14 protein-coding genes and 1 riboswitch are annotated in these 14,225 nt (G+C 68.3%); of the genes, 6 read left to right on the top strand and 8 right to left on the bottom strand.

Features of this window, described 5'->3' with window-relative positions:
• Nucleotides 1-13: 13 nt before the first annotated feature.
• The 3 genes from ACZ54P_RS15365 to ACZ54P_RS15355 are packed head-to-tail and all read right to left on the bottom strand — an operon-like array spanning nt 14 to nt 2,390.
• On the bottom strand, nt 14-1,375 hold the full coding sequence (locus tag ACZ54P_RS15365) for a hypothetical protein (RefSeq protein ID WP_465462168.1): 1,362 nt from the start codon (nt 1,373-1,375) through the stop codon (nt 14-16).
• On the bottom strand, nt 1,372-1,989 hold the full coding sequence (locus tag ACZ54P_RS15360) for a DUF3558 domain-containing protein (protein WP_465462167.1): 618 nt from the start codon (nt 1,987-1,989) through the stop codon (nt 1,372-1,374). The genes ACZ54P_RS15365 and ACZ54P_RS15360 overlap by 4 nt, the downstream gene beginning before the upstream one ends.
• Nucleotides 1,990-1,991: 2 nt before the next feature.
• Nucleotides 1,992-2,390 (bottom strand): hypothetical protein, encoded by a 399-nt coding sequence (locus ACZ54P_RS15355; protein ID WP_465462166.1) that lies wholly within the window; start codon nt 2,388-2,390, stop codon nt 1,992-1,994.
• A 204-nt stretch (nt 2,391-2,594) separates the two neighbouring features.
• On the opposite strand from ACZ54P_RS15355, the gene ACZ54P_RS15350 reads away from it, so the two are divergent.
• The 5 genes from ACZ54P_RS15350 (at nt 2,595) to ACZ54P_RS15330 (ending at nt 7,421) form a co-directional block, all read left to right on the top strand.
• Entirely contained in the window at nt 2,595-3,191 is a 597-nt protein-coding gene (locus ACZ54P_RS15350) for a TetR/AcrR family transcriptional regulator (RefSeq protein WP_465462165.1), read from the top strand.
• 158 nt (nt 3,192-3,349) lie between these two features.
• Nucleotides 3,350-4,693 carry a hemolysin family protein gene (locus tag ACZ54P_RS15345; RefSeq protein WP_465462164.1) on the top strand — a complete coding sequence of 448 codons (1,344 nt, stop codon included), beginning with the start codon at nt 3,350-3,352 and terminating at the stop codon, nt 4,691-4,693.
• Nucleotides 4,690-5,733, top strand: coding sequence for a hemolysin family protein (locus ACZ54P_RS15340; protein ID WP_465462163.1), 1,044 nt, complete (start codon nt 4,690-4,692; stop codon nt 5,731-5,733). Before ACZ54P_RS15345 ends, ACZ54P_RS15340 begins: the two co-directional genes overlap by 4 nt.
• Nucleotides 5,730-6,641, top strand: a complete 912-nt coding sequence (locus ACZ54P_RS15335) for a 3-methyladenine DNA glycosylase (RefSeq protein ID WP_465462162.1) — start codon at nt 5,730-5,732, stop codon at nt 6,639-6,641. Before ACZ54P_RS15340 ends, ACZ54P_RS15335 begins: the two co-directional genes overlap by 4 nt.
• Before the next feature lie 93 nt (nt 6,642-6,734).
• Nucleotides 6,735-7,421, top strand: a complete 687-nt coding sequence (locus tag ACZ54P_RS15330) for a hypothetical protein (protein WP_465462161.1) — start codon at nt 6,735-6,737, stop codon at nt 7,419-7,421.
• 78 nt (nt 7,422-7,499) lie between these two features.
• Here the strand turns inward: ACZ54P_RS15330 and ACZ54P_RS15325 are convergent, their stop codons facing one another.
• The 3 genes from ACZ54P_RS15325 to ACZ54P_RS15315 are packed head-to-tail and all read right to left on the bottom strand — an operon-like array spanning nt 7,500 to nt 9,721.
• On the bottom strand, nt 7,500-7,979 hold the full coding sequence (locus ACZ54P_RS15325) for a DinB family protein (protein WP_465462160.1): 480 nt from the start codon (nt 7,977-7,979) through the stop codon (nt 7,500-7,502).
• 39 nt (nt 7,980-8,018) lie between these two features.
• Nucleotides 8,019-8,846 (bottom strand): aldo/keto reductase, encoded by an 828-nt coding sequence (locus ACZ54P_RS15320; RefSeq protein ID WP_465462159.1) that lies wholly within the window; start codon nt 8,844-8,846, stop codon nt 8,019-8,021.
• Between the two features lie 47 nt (nt 8,847-8,893).
• Nucleotides 8,894-9,721 carry a helix-turn-helix domain-containing protein gene (locus ACZ54P_RS15315; protein ID WP_465462158.1) on the bottom strand — a complete coding sequence of 276 codons (828 nt, stop codon included), beginning with the start codon at nt 9,719-9,721 and terminating at the stop codon, nt 8,894-8,896.
• A 116-nt stretch (nt 9,722-9,837) separates the two neighbouring features.
• Between ACZ54P_RS15315 and ACZ54P_RS15310 the strand changes: the two genes are divergently transcribed.
• Entirely contained in the window at nt 9,838-10,200 is a 363-nt protein-coding gene (locus ACZ54P_RS15310; RefSeq protein WP_465462157.1) for a nuclear transport factor 2 family protein, read from the top strand.
• A 3-nt stretch (nt 10,201-10,203) separates the two neighbouring features.
• On the opposite strand, the gene gcvP is transcribed toward ACZ54P_RS15310, so the two are convergent.
• Nucleotides 10,204-13,083, bottom strand: coding sequence for an aminomethyl-transferring glycine dehydrogenase (gene gcvP, locus ACZ54P_RS15305; protein ID WP_465462156.1), 2,880 nt, complete (start codon nt 13,081-13,083; stop codon nt 10,204-10,206).
• 168 nt (nt 13,084-13,251) lie between these two features.
• Nucleotides 13,252-13,348, bottom strand: a riboswitch (glycine riboswitch).
• A 46-nt stretch (nt 13,349-13,394) separates the two neighbouring features.
• Nucleotides 13,395-13,976 (bottom strand): MerR family transcriptional regulator, encoded by a 582-nt coding sequence (locus ACZ54P_RS15300; RefSeq protein ID WP_465462155.1) that lies wholly within the window; start codon nt 13,974-13,976, stop codon nt 13,395-13,397.
• Between the last annotated feature and the right edge of the window lie 249 nt (nt 13,977-14,225).

The raw sequence follows: 14,225 nt of genomic DNA, 5'->3' as shown, positions 1-14,225 counted from the left end.
TGACGGTCATCCGCTACTCGCCGATGACCGGCGGGCTGGTCCGCTGGTCGGTGCCGAAGATCGCGTCAGGGTCGGCCTCGATCAGGTAGTCGGGACGCTGGTGCTCGTCGTCCTCGTCACCTTCGCCGCGCCTGCCGCCGGCGCCCATCGGGCCCATCTGACCCCCACCGAGGCCACGGCCGCCACCCGCGCCGCGGCCATCGGGCAACCCGGCGCCCGGCATGCCGCTGCCCATACCGCCGACGCCGGTGCCCTTGCCGGCACCGAGACCACCGGAACCAATGCCACCCGGCCCACCCGGTCCACCCGCGCGGCCGCCAGTGCCACCCTCACCGCCGAGGAGCCTGCCCGCCGCACTGTTGGGCCCGGGAATGTTGCGGCCTCCAGAGCTTCCGGGCGGGTTCTGCCCGGTGCTGCCGGGGTTGTAGTTCTGGCCGAGCCCGTTGGTGAGACCGACGACGTCTTCGAGGTCGCCGGTGCCGCGTCCCGTGTTCTTGCCCGGGAGCTCGGTGGTCTGCCCTGGCTTCCCCCGGCCGCCACCGGACGGGAGCGTCGTGTCGCCGATCCCCGGCTTCCTCGTCGGCGTCGTGATGCCGGTGTCGCTGCCGGGCCGGTCCCTCGGGTTCACCTGCCGGTCTTCACCGACCCCCGGCTTGTTCTGGTTCTGATTCTGGTTCCGGTCGGCGCCGTTGTCGTCCGTGCCATTCCTGTCCGTGCCGCTGGTGTCGGTGCCGTCGTTGTCGTCGTCGTCCCCTTCACCGGTCCGGCCGGGCTTCACCGGGATGTACGGCGGCGGCTTGATCGGCGGGGGCCCGTCATCGACCTTCACACTGACGTTCGCGCCGTCGTTCTTCAGCACGCCGTAGTCGGTCGGCAGGCTGGAACTCGTGCTGCTGGTGACCGAGTCGTACTGCTCCATCACGCGGACGTTGTTCTGGTTCGCCGCCTCGTGCTTCGCGACGCCCTCTTGGTAGTTCTTGATGTCGTTGTTGACCATGAACGGCCCCGCGATGGGGATCGCGCCCTTGAGGCCGGTGGTCCACGGGTTCGGCTTCTCCGGCTTGTCCGGCACCGGGACGACGGACGAGCCCGAATCGTCGAAGCTGTCGGCCTGCGTGGTGACCGAAGCCTTCGTGGTGAACAGCGGGTCCGCCGTCTCCTTGAAAGCCTGCTCGAGCGGGCCCGCACCGGCATTCGCCGCGTCGGCGCCGGACCCCGTCCAGGAGGACGCCATCCGCGTCTGCAGCGACTTGATGGCCATGCCGCGTTCGACATAGGCGTCCGACAGGTCGGCGATGCGATCGGCCGCCGAACGCAGGTTGCGGGTGTCGCCCTGAGTGAAGTTCTCGTAGATCTGCTTGCCGTCCACCCTCATGCCCCCTGGAGTGACTTGATCACGGCCGACGCGAGTTTCTGCGCGGTCCCACATGAATCCTGTTCGTTGTCGAAGCCCTTGGCGAGGGTGCTGATCGCCAGATCGTCGGCGACGCCGACCGCGAGGTCGCAGTTGCCGCCGGCTCGCCTGTCCTGGACTCCGTAATAAACGGTCGGATAGCCGTCAACCTCGGGGCCGGGCTCCAGGAACCTCAGTTGCCCGGCTTCCTTGGCCTTGTGCAGACCGGCCAGGCCACCCATGCCTTTTTCGCGGTTTCCGCTACCGAGGATGATCAGCAAGCTGTCGGCCTTACCGCGGATCCCCCAGCTGCAACTGGGGTTATTGGTCTCGTTCCCCGGTTCGCCGGGCTGTGTGAACCCCAATTCCGCGGCAGTGGCAGCCGGGAGCAGCTTGCACGCGTCACCGACGTACGCCGAAGCGTCCAGCGGAGTCGCCACCTTCGGGACGTTCGGGTCCTGCGGTGCGGCCGACGACGAAGCCGTCCCAGTGCTGGGCGATGGCGTCCCGGGATTCTCTCCCGAGCAGCCCGCGACCGCGACAGAAACGAGCACGAGCGTCGCCGCGGCGACGCGATTCCTCAACACGTTCGGCATCCTCAGGTCGTGCGCAGGGTGTTGGCCTGGTCGGTCGCCATGGTCTTCGTGCGGGCGATCTCCAGCTTCTCGATGTAACCCTCGATGTAGGTCCTCATCGAGTCGTTCTGCTTCTGCAGGGACAGCAAGGAGTCGAGACCGGAGTTCACATAGCTGGCACTGGCCTCGTCCTGGCCCGGAGGCATCAGGTCGGCCAGGATTTCGTCGATCTTGTCGCCGTCTTTTACGACCTTCTCCAGCTCGTCCTGCCACAACCCGATGACGGTCTTCAGCTCCTCGGGGCTCATCTCGAAGCCGCCGCCCCCGCCGCCTCCACCGCCGTAAACGGTCGGCTCCGGCGGCGTGGTGAGGTCACCCCAGACGGCCTTGATCGCGCTCGCGGCATCGCCGATGATGTTCACGCCCGGCACCTTCCCCTCAGCATTCACGCATCGTGACGGACAAAGCGTAGCCAAGTGGCGGACGACGTGTCAGCCGATCCGCGCTACTGGTCGGACGCGTGTCGAAACCGAGCGGTTCCCCCTGTCGGGCGAAGATCCCGGGAACTGGTCACAGTACGTACGTACGGATTGCTTTACCCGGGTTCTCGGTGACAGGATTCGAGGATGCCACGCGTCAGCCAGGACCACCTCGACGCACGCCGGCGCCAGATCCTCGACGGCTCCCGCGTGTGCTTCGCGCGGTACGGCTACGAGGGTGCCACCGTCCGGCGGCTGGAGGAAGCCACCGGACTTTCCCGCGGTGCCATCTTTCACCACTTCCGCGACAAGGAGTCCCTCTTCCTGGCACTCGCCGAGGACGACGCGGTCCGCATGGCCGACGTGGTCGCCGAACAGGGTCTCGTCCAGGTGATGCGCGATCTGCTGTCGAACCGCAGTGAGCACCCCGCCGACTGGCTTGGCACGCGGCTGGAGGTCTCGCGGCGGCTGCGCACCGACCCCGAGTTCCGCGCCCGCTGGGCCGAGCGCTCCCATCAGCTGACGGCCGCGACCCGCCGCCGTCTGCTGCGCCAGCGCGACGCCGGGATCCTGCGCGACGACGTCGATGTCGACGTCCTGACCGCCTATCTCGAACTCGTCCTCGAAGGACTCGTCTCCCACCTCGCGATGGGCTTGCCCGGAGACGATCTCGGCCCGGTCCTCGACCTGGTCGAGGAGAGTGTGCGACGGCACCGCGCCCCCGCGGTCGGCGGAACACGTTAAGATTGTCCCATCGCCGCAGTACAGCGGCGGTATCTGTTGGTTTCCGATCGAGGAGTGACTCTTTTCGTGCGCGACGCGCAGTCACCTGGTGACAGTATCGAGCCGGGTGGCACACCCGGCTGTTCCGAGGACTTTCCCGCCGGCTCCCGCGGCAGGAAATGATGGAAGTCCTGCTCGCCGTTCTCGGCATTCTCCTCTTCCTCCTGCTGACCATCGGCACCGGACTCGCCGTCGCCGCCGAGTTCTCGCTCACCGCGCTCGAGCGCAGCACGATCGACGCGAACGTCCGCCAGGTCGGCGACCGCCGCGCGCTTACGGTGCAGAAGGCGCACCGCACGCTCTCGTTCCAGCTCTCCGGCGCGCAGGTGGCGATCACCATCACCACGCTGATCACCGGTTATCTCGCGGAACCGGTGATCGGTGACCTGCTGCACCCACTGTTCACCGCCGTCGGGTTCTCCGAGGGGTTCGCGGACGGGGCCTCGCTGGCGGTCGCGCTGATCCTGGCGACCTCGCTGTCGATGATCCTCGGCGAGATGATGCCGAAGAACCTCGCGATCGCCCGGCCGTTGCAGACCGCGCGCGCCGTCGCGGGGTACCACTCGCGGTTTTCGTCGCTGTTCCGCTGGCTCATCACCCTGATGAACAACAGCGCCAACTTCCTGGTCCGCAAGTTCGGTGTCGAACCGCAGGAGGAACTGCGTTCGGCCCGTTCGCCACAGGAGCTCGGCTCGATCGTCCGCTCCAGCGCGGAAAGCGGCACGCTCGACACGTCGACGGCCGAACTGCTGGACAAGTCGCTGCGCTTCGGCGAGCGGACCGCGGACGAGCTGATGACGCCACGCGTCCAGCTCGAATCGCTGACCGTCGACGACACGATCGCCGACCTCATCGAGATCTCGCGGCGCACCGGCTTCTCGCGTTTCCCGGTCTACACCGAGGATCTCGACGACGTGCAAGGCGCCGTCCACATCAAGCAGGCCTTCACCGTGCCCGCCACGCAGCGCGCCACGGTGCGGATCGGCTCGGTCATGCGGCCGATCCCGACCGTTCCCGAGTCCCTGCCGGGCGACTCGCTGCTCACCCGGCTGCGCGACTCCCGGTTCCAGCTCGCGATCGTCGTCGACGAGTACGGCGGCACCGCGGGACTGGTGACGCTCGAAGACGTCGTCGAGGAGATCATCGGCGACGTCCGTGATGAGCACGACGAGCGCGAAGCGCCGTCCTCGCAGCAGGTCGGCGCCGACAACTGGCTTGTGTCCGGGCAGCTCCGCGCCGACGAGGTCAGCACCGAGACCGGGTTCCGGATGCCCGACGGCGACTACGAAACCATCGCCGGGCTGATCCTCGAGCGGCTCGGCCGCATCCCCTCCCCCGGTGACGCCACCGACCTCGACGGCTGGCGGCTCACCGTGACCAAAATGGACCGGCTGCGGATCGCCGAGGTCGAGGTCCGCCGCGTCGAAGCCACCGCGCCCGCCGAGCAGGAGCCCGCCCGATGAGCGACTGGTTCAACATCTTCCTCGTCGTGGTCCTGTTGCTGGCCAACGCGTTCTTCGTCGGCGCCGAGTTCACCCTGATCTCGTCGCGGCGGGACAGGCTCGAAGCCTTGCTGGAGCAGGGAAAGACCCGCGCCCGGATCGTCATCAACGCGAGCAAGAACGTCTCGCTGATGCTCGCGGGCGCACAGCTCGGCATCACCATCTGCTCGCTGCTGCTCGGACGCCTCGGCGAGCCCGCCATCGCGCATCAGCTGGCCGGTTTCTTCGAGCTGCTCGGGATTCCCGACGTGCTGCTGCATCCGATCTCGTTCGCGATCGCGCTGGCGTTCATCACCATCCTGCACGTCCTCATCGGCGAGATGGTGCCGAAGAACCTCGCGATCGCCGAGCCGGAGCGCCTGGCGCTGTGGCTGGTCCCGGCACACGTGGCCTGGGTGAAGCTCGCCAACCCGTTCATCTGGCTGCTGAACTTCGTGGCGAACTCGCTGCTGCGGTTGTTCAAAGTCGAGCCGAAGGACGAACTCGAAACCGCCTACACCTCCGACGAACTCGCCGAACTGCTCAGCGAGTCGCGGCGGGAGGGCCTGCTGGAGCAGTCCGAGCACCAGCGGCTGAGCAAGACGCTGTCGTCGGTGGAGAAGACGGTGGCCGACGTGCTGGTCCCGACGGCGCAGCTGACCACGCTGCCCTGCTCGCCCACCCTGGGCGACGTCGAGCGCGCGGTGTCCTCGACCGGCTTCTCCCGCTTCCCGGTGTGCACCGACGACGGGACGCTGACCGGCTATATCCACGTCAAGGACATCCTCGACCTCGTGGGCAAGTCCCCGACGACCGTGGTGCCGTCGAACAAGACCCGCGCGCTGACCGAACTGCGCGCCGACGCCCGCCTGGACGAGGCGTTGTCGGCGATGCGCAAGGAAGGCAGTCACCTGGCGCGGGCGCTCAGCCCGGCCGGGCAGGCCGTCGGCGTCGTCACGCTGGAAGACCTCGTCGAGGAATACGTGGGAACCGTCCGCGACGGTACCCACGTCATGTCATGACCGGCCCGATCGTCCTGCCGGAGCCCGTCTGGCTGGGTCGGGAGGACGACCATATGACCCGGATGCGGCACTGGACGACACCGCACCAGCGCCGCCGCTCGCGGGGCGAGAAGCATCCGGTGCTCGACTTCCTCTTCACCTACTACTCGCACCGGCCCGGCCATCTCGAACGCTGGCAGCCGGGGCCGGGCGTCGTCCTCGAAGGCCGGGCCGCGCACCGGTTCCTGGAGCGGAAGGGCTACGTCGAGACGCCGGACGGCGTCATGCTGGATCCGGCGGGTTTCACCGCGGGCCGGGCCAAAACCGCCGAATTCGTTCTCGGGCTGCTTTCCGCCACCGCTTCCCGTGCACCGAGACTCAGTTGTTTCGGGCTTCACGAATGGGCAATGGTTTACCGGGAAACGGCGAATGAGGTTCGTCACTCACAACTGCCGCTCCGGCTCGGTTCGGCCGGAACGGACGGTGTCGTCGAGTCCCTGGAGATCCGGTGCGGACATTTCGACGCCTTCCGGTTCTTCACCGAGCCCGCGCGGCCGCGCAACACGCTGCGGCCGGCGCGGGAGAACCAGCTCGAGTTCGAGCAGCCTGGCTGCCTGCACGCCAACATGGACCTGTTCAAATGGGCCTACAAACTCGACCCGTTCGTGCCCGCCGAGCTGGTCGGGGACTGCTTCGAGCTGGCGGCGGACATCCGGGAGCTGGACATGCGCGCCAGCCCGTACGATCTCGCCTCGTTCGGGTACTCGCCGGTCCGGATCGAGACCCCGGAGGGCAGGGCGGAGTACGCCCGCGCCCAGGCCGCTTTCGCCCGCCGCGCCGCGCCTCTGCGTGAACACCTGATAGCGCATTGCGAACGACTTCTGGCCGAGGTAAAGAGGGTCCCCGCGACACGCGGAAAACAACTGTGAGTTGCCGCGTTCCCCGTAACATCTTCCCCTGTTAGAGTGATAACGGTTTGATTGCATACGCAGCGCGAGCGCGCACGTTTCGAAAGGACAACGATGGGGCGACACAGCGTTGCCGAAGAGCCGGTACCGCACCCCCTCGACCCGCCGAAGCGCCCCCAGGGCCGCAGTGAGGCGACTGGCTCGCACCGGATCGTGGGGAAGAAGGCACCGCGGCGAAGGATCGCCAAGTGGCCCATCGCCTGCCTGGTCCTGGTGGTCCTGGTCGCGATCGGAGTCTTCGGCTGGAACTGGGCGGACGGAGAGCTCAACACCCGTGCCGAAGCCCAGGCCAAGGGCTGCAGCGCCGGTGACACCCCGATGCGGGTCGTCGTCACCCCCAGCATCGAAAAGCCGCTCCGCGCGGCGGCCGACCGCTGGAACAACGCCGCGACCGTGGTCCGCGACCACTGCGTGATCATCCAGATCGACGCGCTACCCTCGGCGGCCGTGCTCGACGGCCTCGTCGGGCGGACGAACCTGGACGCCATCGGCGGACTTCCCGTCGCCTGGATCCCCGAGTCGTCCTACTGGGTGACCGAGCTGAACACCGCCAAGCCCGAACTGATCGGCTCGCCCGCCGAGTCGGTCGCGACGGCGCGTTCGGCCGACTACCCGCTCGTCGGGCTCGCCGGCAAGACCATCGACGAGGTCCAGATGCGCGCCTCTCAGATGTTCCGGCAGTTCCTGCAGCAGCCCGCCCAGCAGGCCGACTTCGCCGCCGCGGGCATCAAGGCCACCTGAGGTCGCACGCAGAAGTACGTGAAGGCCCCCTTCATTGCGCCAGACGCAGTGAAGGGGGCCTTCACGTACTTCCGGGGCTCAGTCGGCGAGAAGCTGTTCACGCAGGATGTCGGCGTGCCCGCAATGGTGGGCCAGCTCCCGCAGCACTTGCAGGTACACCCAGTGAAGCGTGCGCGGTCCGGTCCGGTGACCGGTCACGACGGTGTCCAAGGGCAGGTCCTTGACCGTCGTCCGGGCCGTGGCGCAGGCTTCCCGGTATGCCGCGGTGACCGAGGCGATGGTGTCGTCGCCGGAAAGCCGGAAGGACTCCTCCGGATCCGGCACCAGGCCGAGTTCCTTACGCGGCGTGCCACCCACGCACTCCTCGAACCACACCCGCTGCATCCAGGTCACGTGCTTGAGCAGCCCGAGCGGCGTCGTCGCCGACGGGACGAGCCGTCGGCGGGCCTGCTGCTCGGTGAGACCGTCGAGCGTCGCCTCGAGAGCGGTGCGATAGTCCTCGATGAACGCCTCGAGCTGCGTGCGCTCGTCCTCCAGCGGCACATCGAACGGACCCATCAATGTCTCCTCCCAGTCTCTTGAGGGAAAGGCCTGGTGCTAAACAAGGTCGAAAGTGTCCGGGTCGGGGCCGATGCGGATGCCGTCGTCGAATTCGGCGAGGGCGGCCAGATCGTCTTCGGCGAGTTCGAAGTCGAACACGTCGAAGTTCTCGCGGATCCGGGACGGTGTCACGGATTTCGGGATAGCCACGGTGCCGAGCTGCAGATGCCAGCGCAGCACCAGCTGTGCCGGGCTCTTGCCGTATTTCGCCGCGAGGGCGGTCAGCGTCGCGTCCGACAGGAGCGACCCTCGCGCGAGCGGACTCCACGCCTCGGTGACGATGCCGTTCTCGGCGTGGAACTCCCGCAGCGCCTTCTGCTGCAACCGGGGATGCAGCTCGACCTGGTTGACCGACGGCACGATCCCCGTCTCGTCGAACAGCCGCCGCAGATGCGGCTCGTGGAAGTTCGACACCCCGATGGCCCGAACCCGGCCGTCCGCGTAGAGCTTTTCCAGCGCTCGCCAGGTTTCCACGTACTTGCCGCGGGTCGGCATCGGCCAGTGGATCAGGTACAGGTCGACCCGGTCCAGGCCCAGTTCCGCCAGGCTGGCGTCGAACGCGCGAAGCGCCTCGTCGTACCCGTGGGCCGAATTCGGCAGCTTCGTGGTGATGAACAGTTCGTCGCGGGGCACGCCCGCCGAGCGGATCGCCTCGCCGACACCGGCTTCGTTGCGGGAGGACGCGGCGGTGTCGATGCCGCGGTATCCGGCCTCGATCGCGGTCCGGACGACCTTGGCCGTATCGCCCGCGGGCACCTGCCAGACACCGAAACCGAGTTGGGGGATGGCTACCTCGTTGTTCAGGACGACGGAAGGCACGGCCATGGATGAAGAATCCTCACTCCGAGTCGGTGACTGGACTTCCTGCCGCATCATTCCATCCCGCGCCGCGCGTGCGCGCGCAGATACTCGGCCGTGTCCGGGTCGGCCGGGAAGAAGGATTCGATCACCAGCTCGGCGACGGTGATGTCCAACGGCGTCCCGAAGGTGGAAACCGTGCTGAAGAATGTGAGATCCACGCCTTCGTGCCGGAGCCGCAGCGGGACGAAGATGTCGCCCGGCCCGGGGACCTCCACCTCGGGAACGGCGTCTTCACACGGATAGGTGAGGAGTTCCTCCAGCAGTTCTGTCAGGGCCGGATCCGCCGTCTGGGTCACCTGGCGCCGCAGCCTGCCGAGCAGATGGGCCCGCCACTCCCCCAGATTGAGCACGTACGGCGCCATTCCCTCCGAATGCAGGGTCAGCCGGAGCACGTTGACCGGCGGCGTCATCAGGGTGGGCGACACCAGGTCGGTCATGATCGACACGCTCGCGTTGGCGTCGACCAGGTTCCACCCGCGATCGACGACGGCGGCCGGGTACGGCTCGTGACTCGTCAGCAGCTGCCGGACCGCCTGGCGGACCGCGGCCAGTTCCGGGTCGCCGAGGCCGCTCTCCGGATAGGCGGGCGCGTAGCCCGCCGCGAGGAGCAGCTGATTGCGTTCCCGCAAGGGCACCTCCAGATGTTCGCCCAGCCGCAGCACCATGTCGCGGCTGGGCTTGGAGCGCCCGGTCTCCACGAAACTCAGGTGCCTGGTCGAGATCTCGGCGGAGATGGCGAGGTCGAGCTGGCTGATCCGGCGGCGATCGCGCCATTCCCGCAGGAGCTGGCCGACGGGGCGGCCCGCGCGGTTCGCCGTCAATGTGGTCGTCACGATCACGAACCTACGCACCGCGCGCGCCGGGCCGCCATTACCTCTCGCGTAATCGACGGGACCCATTCTCGCCCGACAGAGTTGCGTCATCCGGTCACCCCACAACGCACCAAGGAGACACCATGTCGGACATCCGGCGCGTCGCCGAGCAGTACATCGCCGTGTGGAACGAGACGGACGCCGAAAAGCGCCGTGCGCTCGTCGCCGAGGTCTTCACCGAGGACGCCGCCTACACCGACCCGCTGGGCGCGGTCACCGGTCACGACGGTGTCGACGGCTTCATCGCCGGCGCGCAGGCCCAGTTCGCCGGGCTGACGTTCAGCCTGCCCGCCGCACCCGACGCGCATCACGACATCGCACGATTCCAGTGGTACCTCGGCGCTCCCGGCGCGGAGGAGCCGCTGGCGATCGGCTTCGACGTCATCACCGTCGAGGACGGCCGGATCAAGCAGGTGCTGGGCTTTCTCGACAAGATGCCCGGCTGACGCCTACGCGAAGGCTTCCGGCGGCGGGCAGGAGCAGACGAGGTTGCGGTCACCCGCGGCGCCGTCGATCCGCCGCACCGGAGGCCAGATCTTCGTGGCGGTGAAGCCTGCCGGGAAGACGGCGATCTCCCTGCTGTACGGGCGATCCCACTCGCCGGCGAGGCACCGCGCGGTGTGCGGGGCGTTGCGCAGCGGGCTTTGCGCCACCGGCCACTCCCCCGCGGCGATCTTCTCGATCTCGCCGCGGATCGCGATCATCGCGTCGCAGAACCGGTCGAGCTCGCCGAGGTCCTCGCTCTCGGTGGGCTCGACCATGAGTGTGCCGGCGACCGGGAACGACATCGTCGGGGCGTGGAGGCCGTAGTCGGCCAGCCGTTTGGCGACGTCGTCGACGGTGACCCCGGTCCGTTTGGTCAGCGTGCGGAGGTCGAGGATGCACTCGTGCGCCACGAGTCCCTCGTGCCCGGAGTACAGCACCGGATAGTGCTTCGCGAGGCGCTTGGCGACGTAGTTGGCGTTCGCGACCGCGGTCAGCGTCGCGCGCTTCAGCCCTTCGGCGCCCATCATCCGGACGTAGGCCCAGGAGATCGGCAGGATCGACGCGCTGCCCCACGGCGCGGCGCTGATCGGGCCCACGCCGGTGGCCGGGCCCGCTTCCGGCTGCAGGGGGTGGTTCGGCAGGTAGGGCGCCAGGTGCGCGCGGACGCCGATCGGGCCGACGCCGGGGCCACCACCGCCGTGCGGGATGCAGAAGGTCTTGTGCAGGTTGAGATGCGAGACGTCGGCGCCGAACTTGCCGTACTGCGCGACCCCGATCAGCGCGTTCAGGTTCGCCCCGTCGACGTAGACCTGGCCGCCCGCGTCGTGCACCAGTGCGCAGACCTCGCGCACGGTGTCCTCGTACACGCCGTGCGTCGAGGGATAGGTGATCATGATCGCGGCGAGGTCGTCCGCGTGCTCGTCCACAGTGGACTTCAGGTGGCCGAGGTCGATATTGCCTTCGTCATCGCATTTCACCACGACCACGCGCATCCCCGCCATCACCGCGCTGGCCGCGTTCGTGCCGTGCGCGCTCGACGGGATCAAGCAGACGTCGCGGGCTTCGTTCCCGCGTTCGCGGTGGTAGGCGCGGATGGCCAGCAGACCGGCGAACTCGCCCTGGCTGCCCGCGTTCGGCTGCAGGGAAACCGCGTCGTAGCCGGTGATCCCGGCCAGCCAGCGCTCCAGGTCGCGCACGACGGCGAGCAGCCCGGCCGCGTCCTCGGCGGGCGCGAACGGGTGCAGCCCGGCGAACTCGGGCCAGGTGATCGGCTCCATTTCGGCCGTGGCGTTGAGTTTCATCGTGCACGAGCCGAGCGGGATCATGCTCCGGTCGAGTGCGACGTCCTTGTCGGACAACGCCCGCAGGTACCGCAGCAGCGCGGTTTCCGAGCGGTGCGCGTGGAAGACGGGATGCGTGAGGTACTCGCTCGTGCGGCGCAGATCCGGCGGGAAGCCGTCGGCGGTGTCCGCGTCGAGTGAGTCCACATCGGACACCGAGACACCGAACGCCTTCCACACCAGGGAAAGATGCTCGCGAGTGGTCGTCTCGTCACAGGCGATGGCGACGTGGTCGGCGTCCACGAGCCGGAGGTTGACGCCGAGTTCCCGTGCCGTGCCAGCGATCCCGGCGGCACGTCCGGGGACCGCCACCATGACGGTGTCGAAGAATTCGCAGTGCACCACGTCCACGCCGCTCTCGGCGAGCCCGGCTGCGAGCACGGTGGCCATCCGGTGCGCGCGGTGCGCGATGGCGCGCAAGCCTTCCGGCCCGTGGTACACCGCGTACATCGACGCGATGACCGCCAGGAGCACCTGCGCGGTACAGATGTTGCTGGTCGCCTTCTCGCGGCGGATGTGCTGCTCGCGGGTCTGCAGCGCCAGCCGGTACGCGGGCGCGCCGTCGGCGTCCTTCGACACCCCGACGAGCCTGCCGGGCAGTTGGCGTTCGAGCCCCTGGCGCACGGCGAGGTACGCCGCGTGCGGACCACCGAACCCCATCGGCACGCCGAACCGCTGTGTGGACCCGATGGCGACGTCGGCGCCGAGTTCACCCGGCGGCCGCAGCAGGGTCAGTGCCAGCGGATCCGCGGCCATCACCACGGCCGCGCCCAGCGCCTTGGCCTCGGTGATGGTGTGGTCCCATTCGCGGACGACGCCGGAAGCACCGGGATACGAGAGCAGCACGCCGAAGAAGTCGCCGCCGAGACCCAGTCCGGTGATGCCCTGGGAGAGATCCGCGGTCACCAGGTCGATGCCGAGCGGTTCGGCGCGGGTGCGCAAGACCTCGATCGTCTGCGGCAGGGTGTCCTCGTCGACCACGAACCGGTTCGATTTCGCCTTGCCCGCCCGGCGGACGAGCGTCATCGCCTCCGCCGCCGCGGTCGCCTCGTCCAGCATCGACGCGCCTGTGATCGGCAGTCCGGTCAGGTCGGAGACCATGGTCTGGAAGTTGAGCAGCGCTTCGAGGCGACCTTGCGAGATCTCCGGCTGATACGGCGTGTACGCGGTGTACCAGGCCGGGCTCTCCAGCACGTTGCGGCGGATCACCGGCGGGGTCACGGTGTCGTGGTAGCCGAGGCCGATCATCTGGATCATCGGCTGGTTGCGCGCGGCCAGCGCGCGGAGTTCGGCGAGCGCGCCGGTCTCGGTGGCAGGCGGCGGCAGCTCCGGCGGCGAGGCGGATTCCCGCAGCGATGCGGGAACGGCGCGCTCGGCCAGTTCGTCGAGAGAGGCGACGCCGACGACGTCGAGGATGCGCGCGAGTTCTTCCGGGCCGGGACCGATGTGCCGGTCCGCGAAGGGGGTTCCGGATTCGAGAGCGGCCAGAGAAACAGGCTCCATCGGGGACCTCCCAGGACGCGGGGGTGAGGCCGGGACGATTGTCCTGGCCCTCCCCACTCTGTCCGTACCCCGTGGGGCGCCTGAGAGTTTCGCCCGTGGGTTGAGTCGGGCTTGCACCGTCGGCGGAGCTGCCAGGTGGTGACCTGACGGCTCACTTTCCAGAGGCGTCTAGTCCGCGCGGTCCAGGGTGCCTGAGAGGTTCCGGGGAGGACTTGCTCCTTCGGCGCCGAGCCGTTATCGGCTCGGTCTCTCCCGCGCGGATTCGTCGACCGCGGAAGTGAGCCTACCCTGCCGCCCGCGCCGCTTCATGATCAGCCGGTGCGACGTGCGTTACGGCGCTGCGTGAGCTCGTCCGGCGCGACGGTTTCGATCGTTCCGCCGTCGGCGCGCTCGGCCTGGAATTCGTGGATGGTGCCGCTGATCTCCTGCATCGCGCCGCTGACGGCGATGCCGAAAACGCCCTGACCACCCTGCAGTAAATCGACGATCTCTTCGGGCGAGGTGCACTCGTAGACGGTGGTGCCGTCGGAGAACAGGGTGACCCTCGCGAGGTCACGGACGCCGCGCAGGCGCAGGTGGTCGACGGCGACCCGGATGTTCTGCAACGAGACACCGGTGTCCAGCAGCCGCTTGACGACCTTCAGGACGAGGATGTCCTTGAACGAGTACAGCCGCTGCGAACCGGAGCCGTGCGCCGTGCGGATGCTCGGCGCGACCAGCTTCGTCCTGGCCCAGTAGTCGAGCTGCCGGTACGTGATCCCGGCGATCTGACAGGCGGCGGGACCGCGGTAACCGACGAGTTCGTCCGGGAGGGAAGAGTCGGGGAACAGCTCACCCTGCTCGCCGTCTGCGACCGGAACGAGCGGCTCTTGAGGGCTACCAGCCTCGACCACGCCATGCCTCCCCTCGCCCGGCCTGGCGGCCGGCGAACAAAGCCGCGCGGACCCAGGTGAGTCCGCACCGGAGTGAACCGTCAAGACGGATGCCCCAGACATCCGAATCACACCTTGGCGATTTACCTCCATTGACGGTAAGCGTGTCCGTCAAAGCGGTCAACGCGACGCGCGGTCGGCCTCAAGCTCTTCTTGAGACTTGCCGGGAATGGTCCCCCGAACGGCCGCAGGCTTGTCACTTTTACTCAG

Source organism: Amycolatopsis sp. NPDC034160 (assembly GCF_055575355.1).
Note: the sequence above shows the minus strand (reverse complement) of the source record. Positions and strands in the feature narration are given on the sequence as shown.

Coding starts and splice junctions, on each gene's coding strand:
- ACZ54P_RS15360 (WP_465462167.1), bottom strand. CDS start 1,989: ATGCCGAACGTGTTGAGGAATCGCGTCGCCGCGGCGACGCTCGTGCTC.
- ACZ54P_RS15365 (WP_465462168.1), bottom strand. CDS start 1,375: ATGAGGGTGGACGGCAAGCAGATCTACGAGAACTTCACTCAGGGCGAC.
- ACZ54P_RS15310 (WP_465462157.1), top strand. CDS start 9,838: ATGTCGGACATCCGGCGCGTCGCCGAGCAGTACATCGCCGTGTGGAAC.
- ACZ54P_RS15335 (WP_465462162.1), top strand. CDS start 5,730: ATGACCGGCCCGATCGTCCTGCCGGAGCCCGTCTGGCTGGGTCGGGAG.
- ACZ54P_RS15345 (WP_465462164.1), top strand. CDS start 3,350: ATGATGGAAGTCCTGCTCGCCGTTCTCGGCATTCTCCTCTTCCTCCTG.
- ACZ54P_RS15340 (WP_465462163.1), top strand. CDS start 4,690: ATGAGCGACTGGTTCAACATCTTCCTCGTCGTGGTCCTGTTGCTGGCC.
- ACZ54P_RS15330 (WP_465462161.1), top strand. CDS start 6,735: ATGGGGCGACACAGCGTTGCCGAAGAGCCGGTACCGCACCCCCTCGAC.
- ACZ54P_RS15350 (WP_465462165.1), top strand. CDS start 2,595: ATGCCACGCGTCAGCCAGGACCACCTCGACGCACGCCGGCGCCAGATC.
- ACZ54P_RS15320 (WP_465462159.1), bottom strand. CDS start 8,846: ATGGCCGTGCCTTCCGTCGTCCTGAACAACGAGGTAGCCATCCCCCAA.
- gcvP (WP_465462156.1), bottom strand. CDS start 13,083: ATGGAGCCTGTTTCTCTGGCCGCTCTCGAATCCGGAACCCCCTTCGCG.
- ACZ54P_RS15325 (WP_465462160.1), bottom strand. CDS start 7,979: ATGGGTCCGTTCGATGTGCCGCTGGAGGACGAGCGCACGCAGCTCGAG.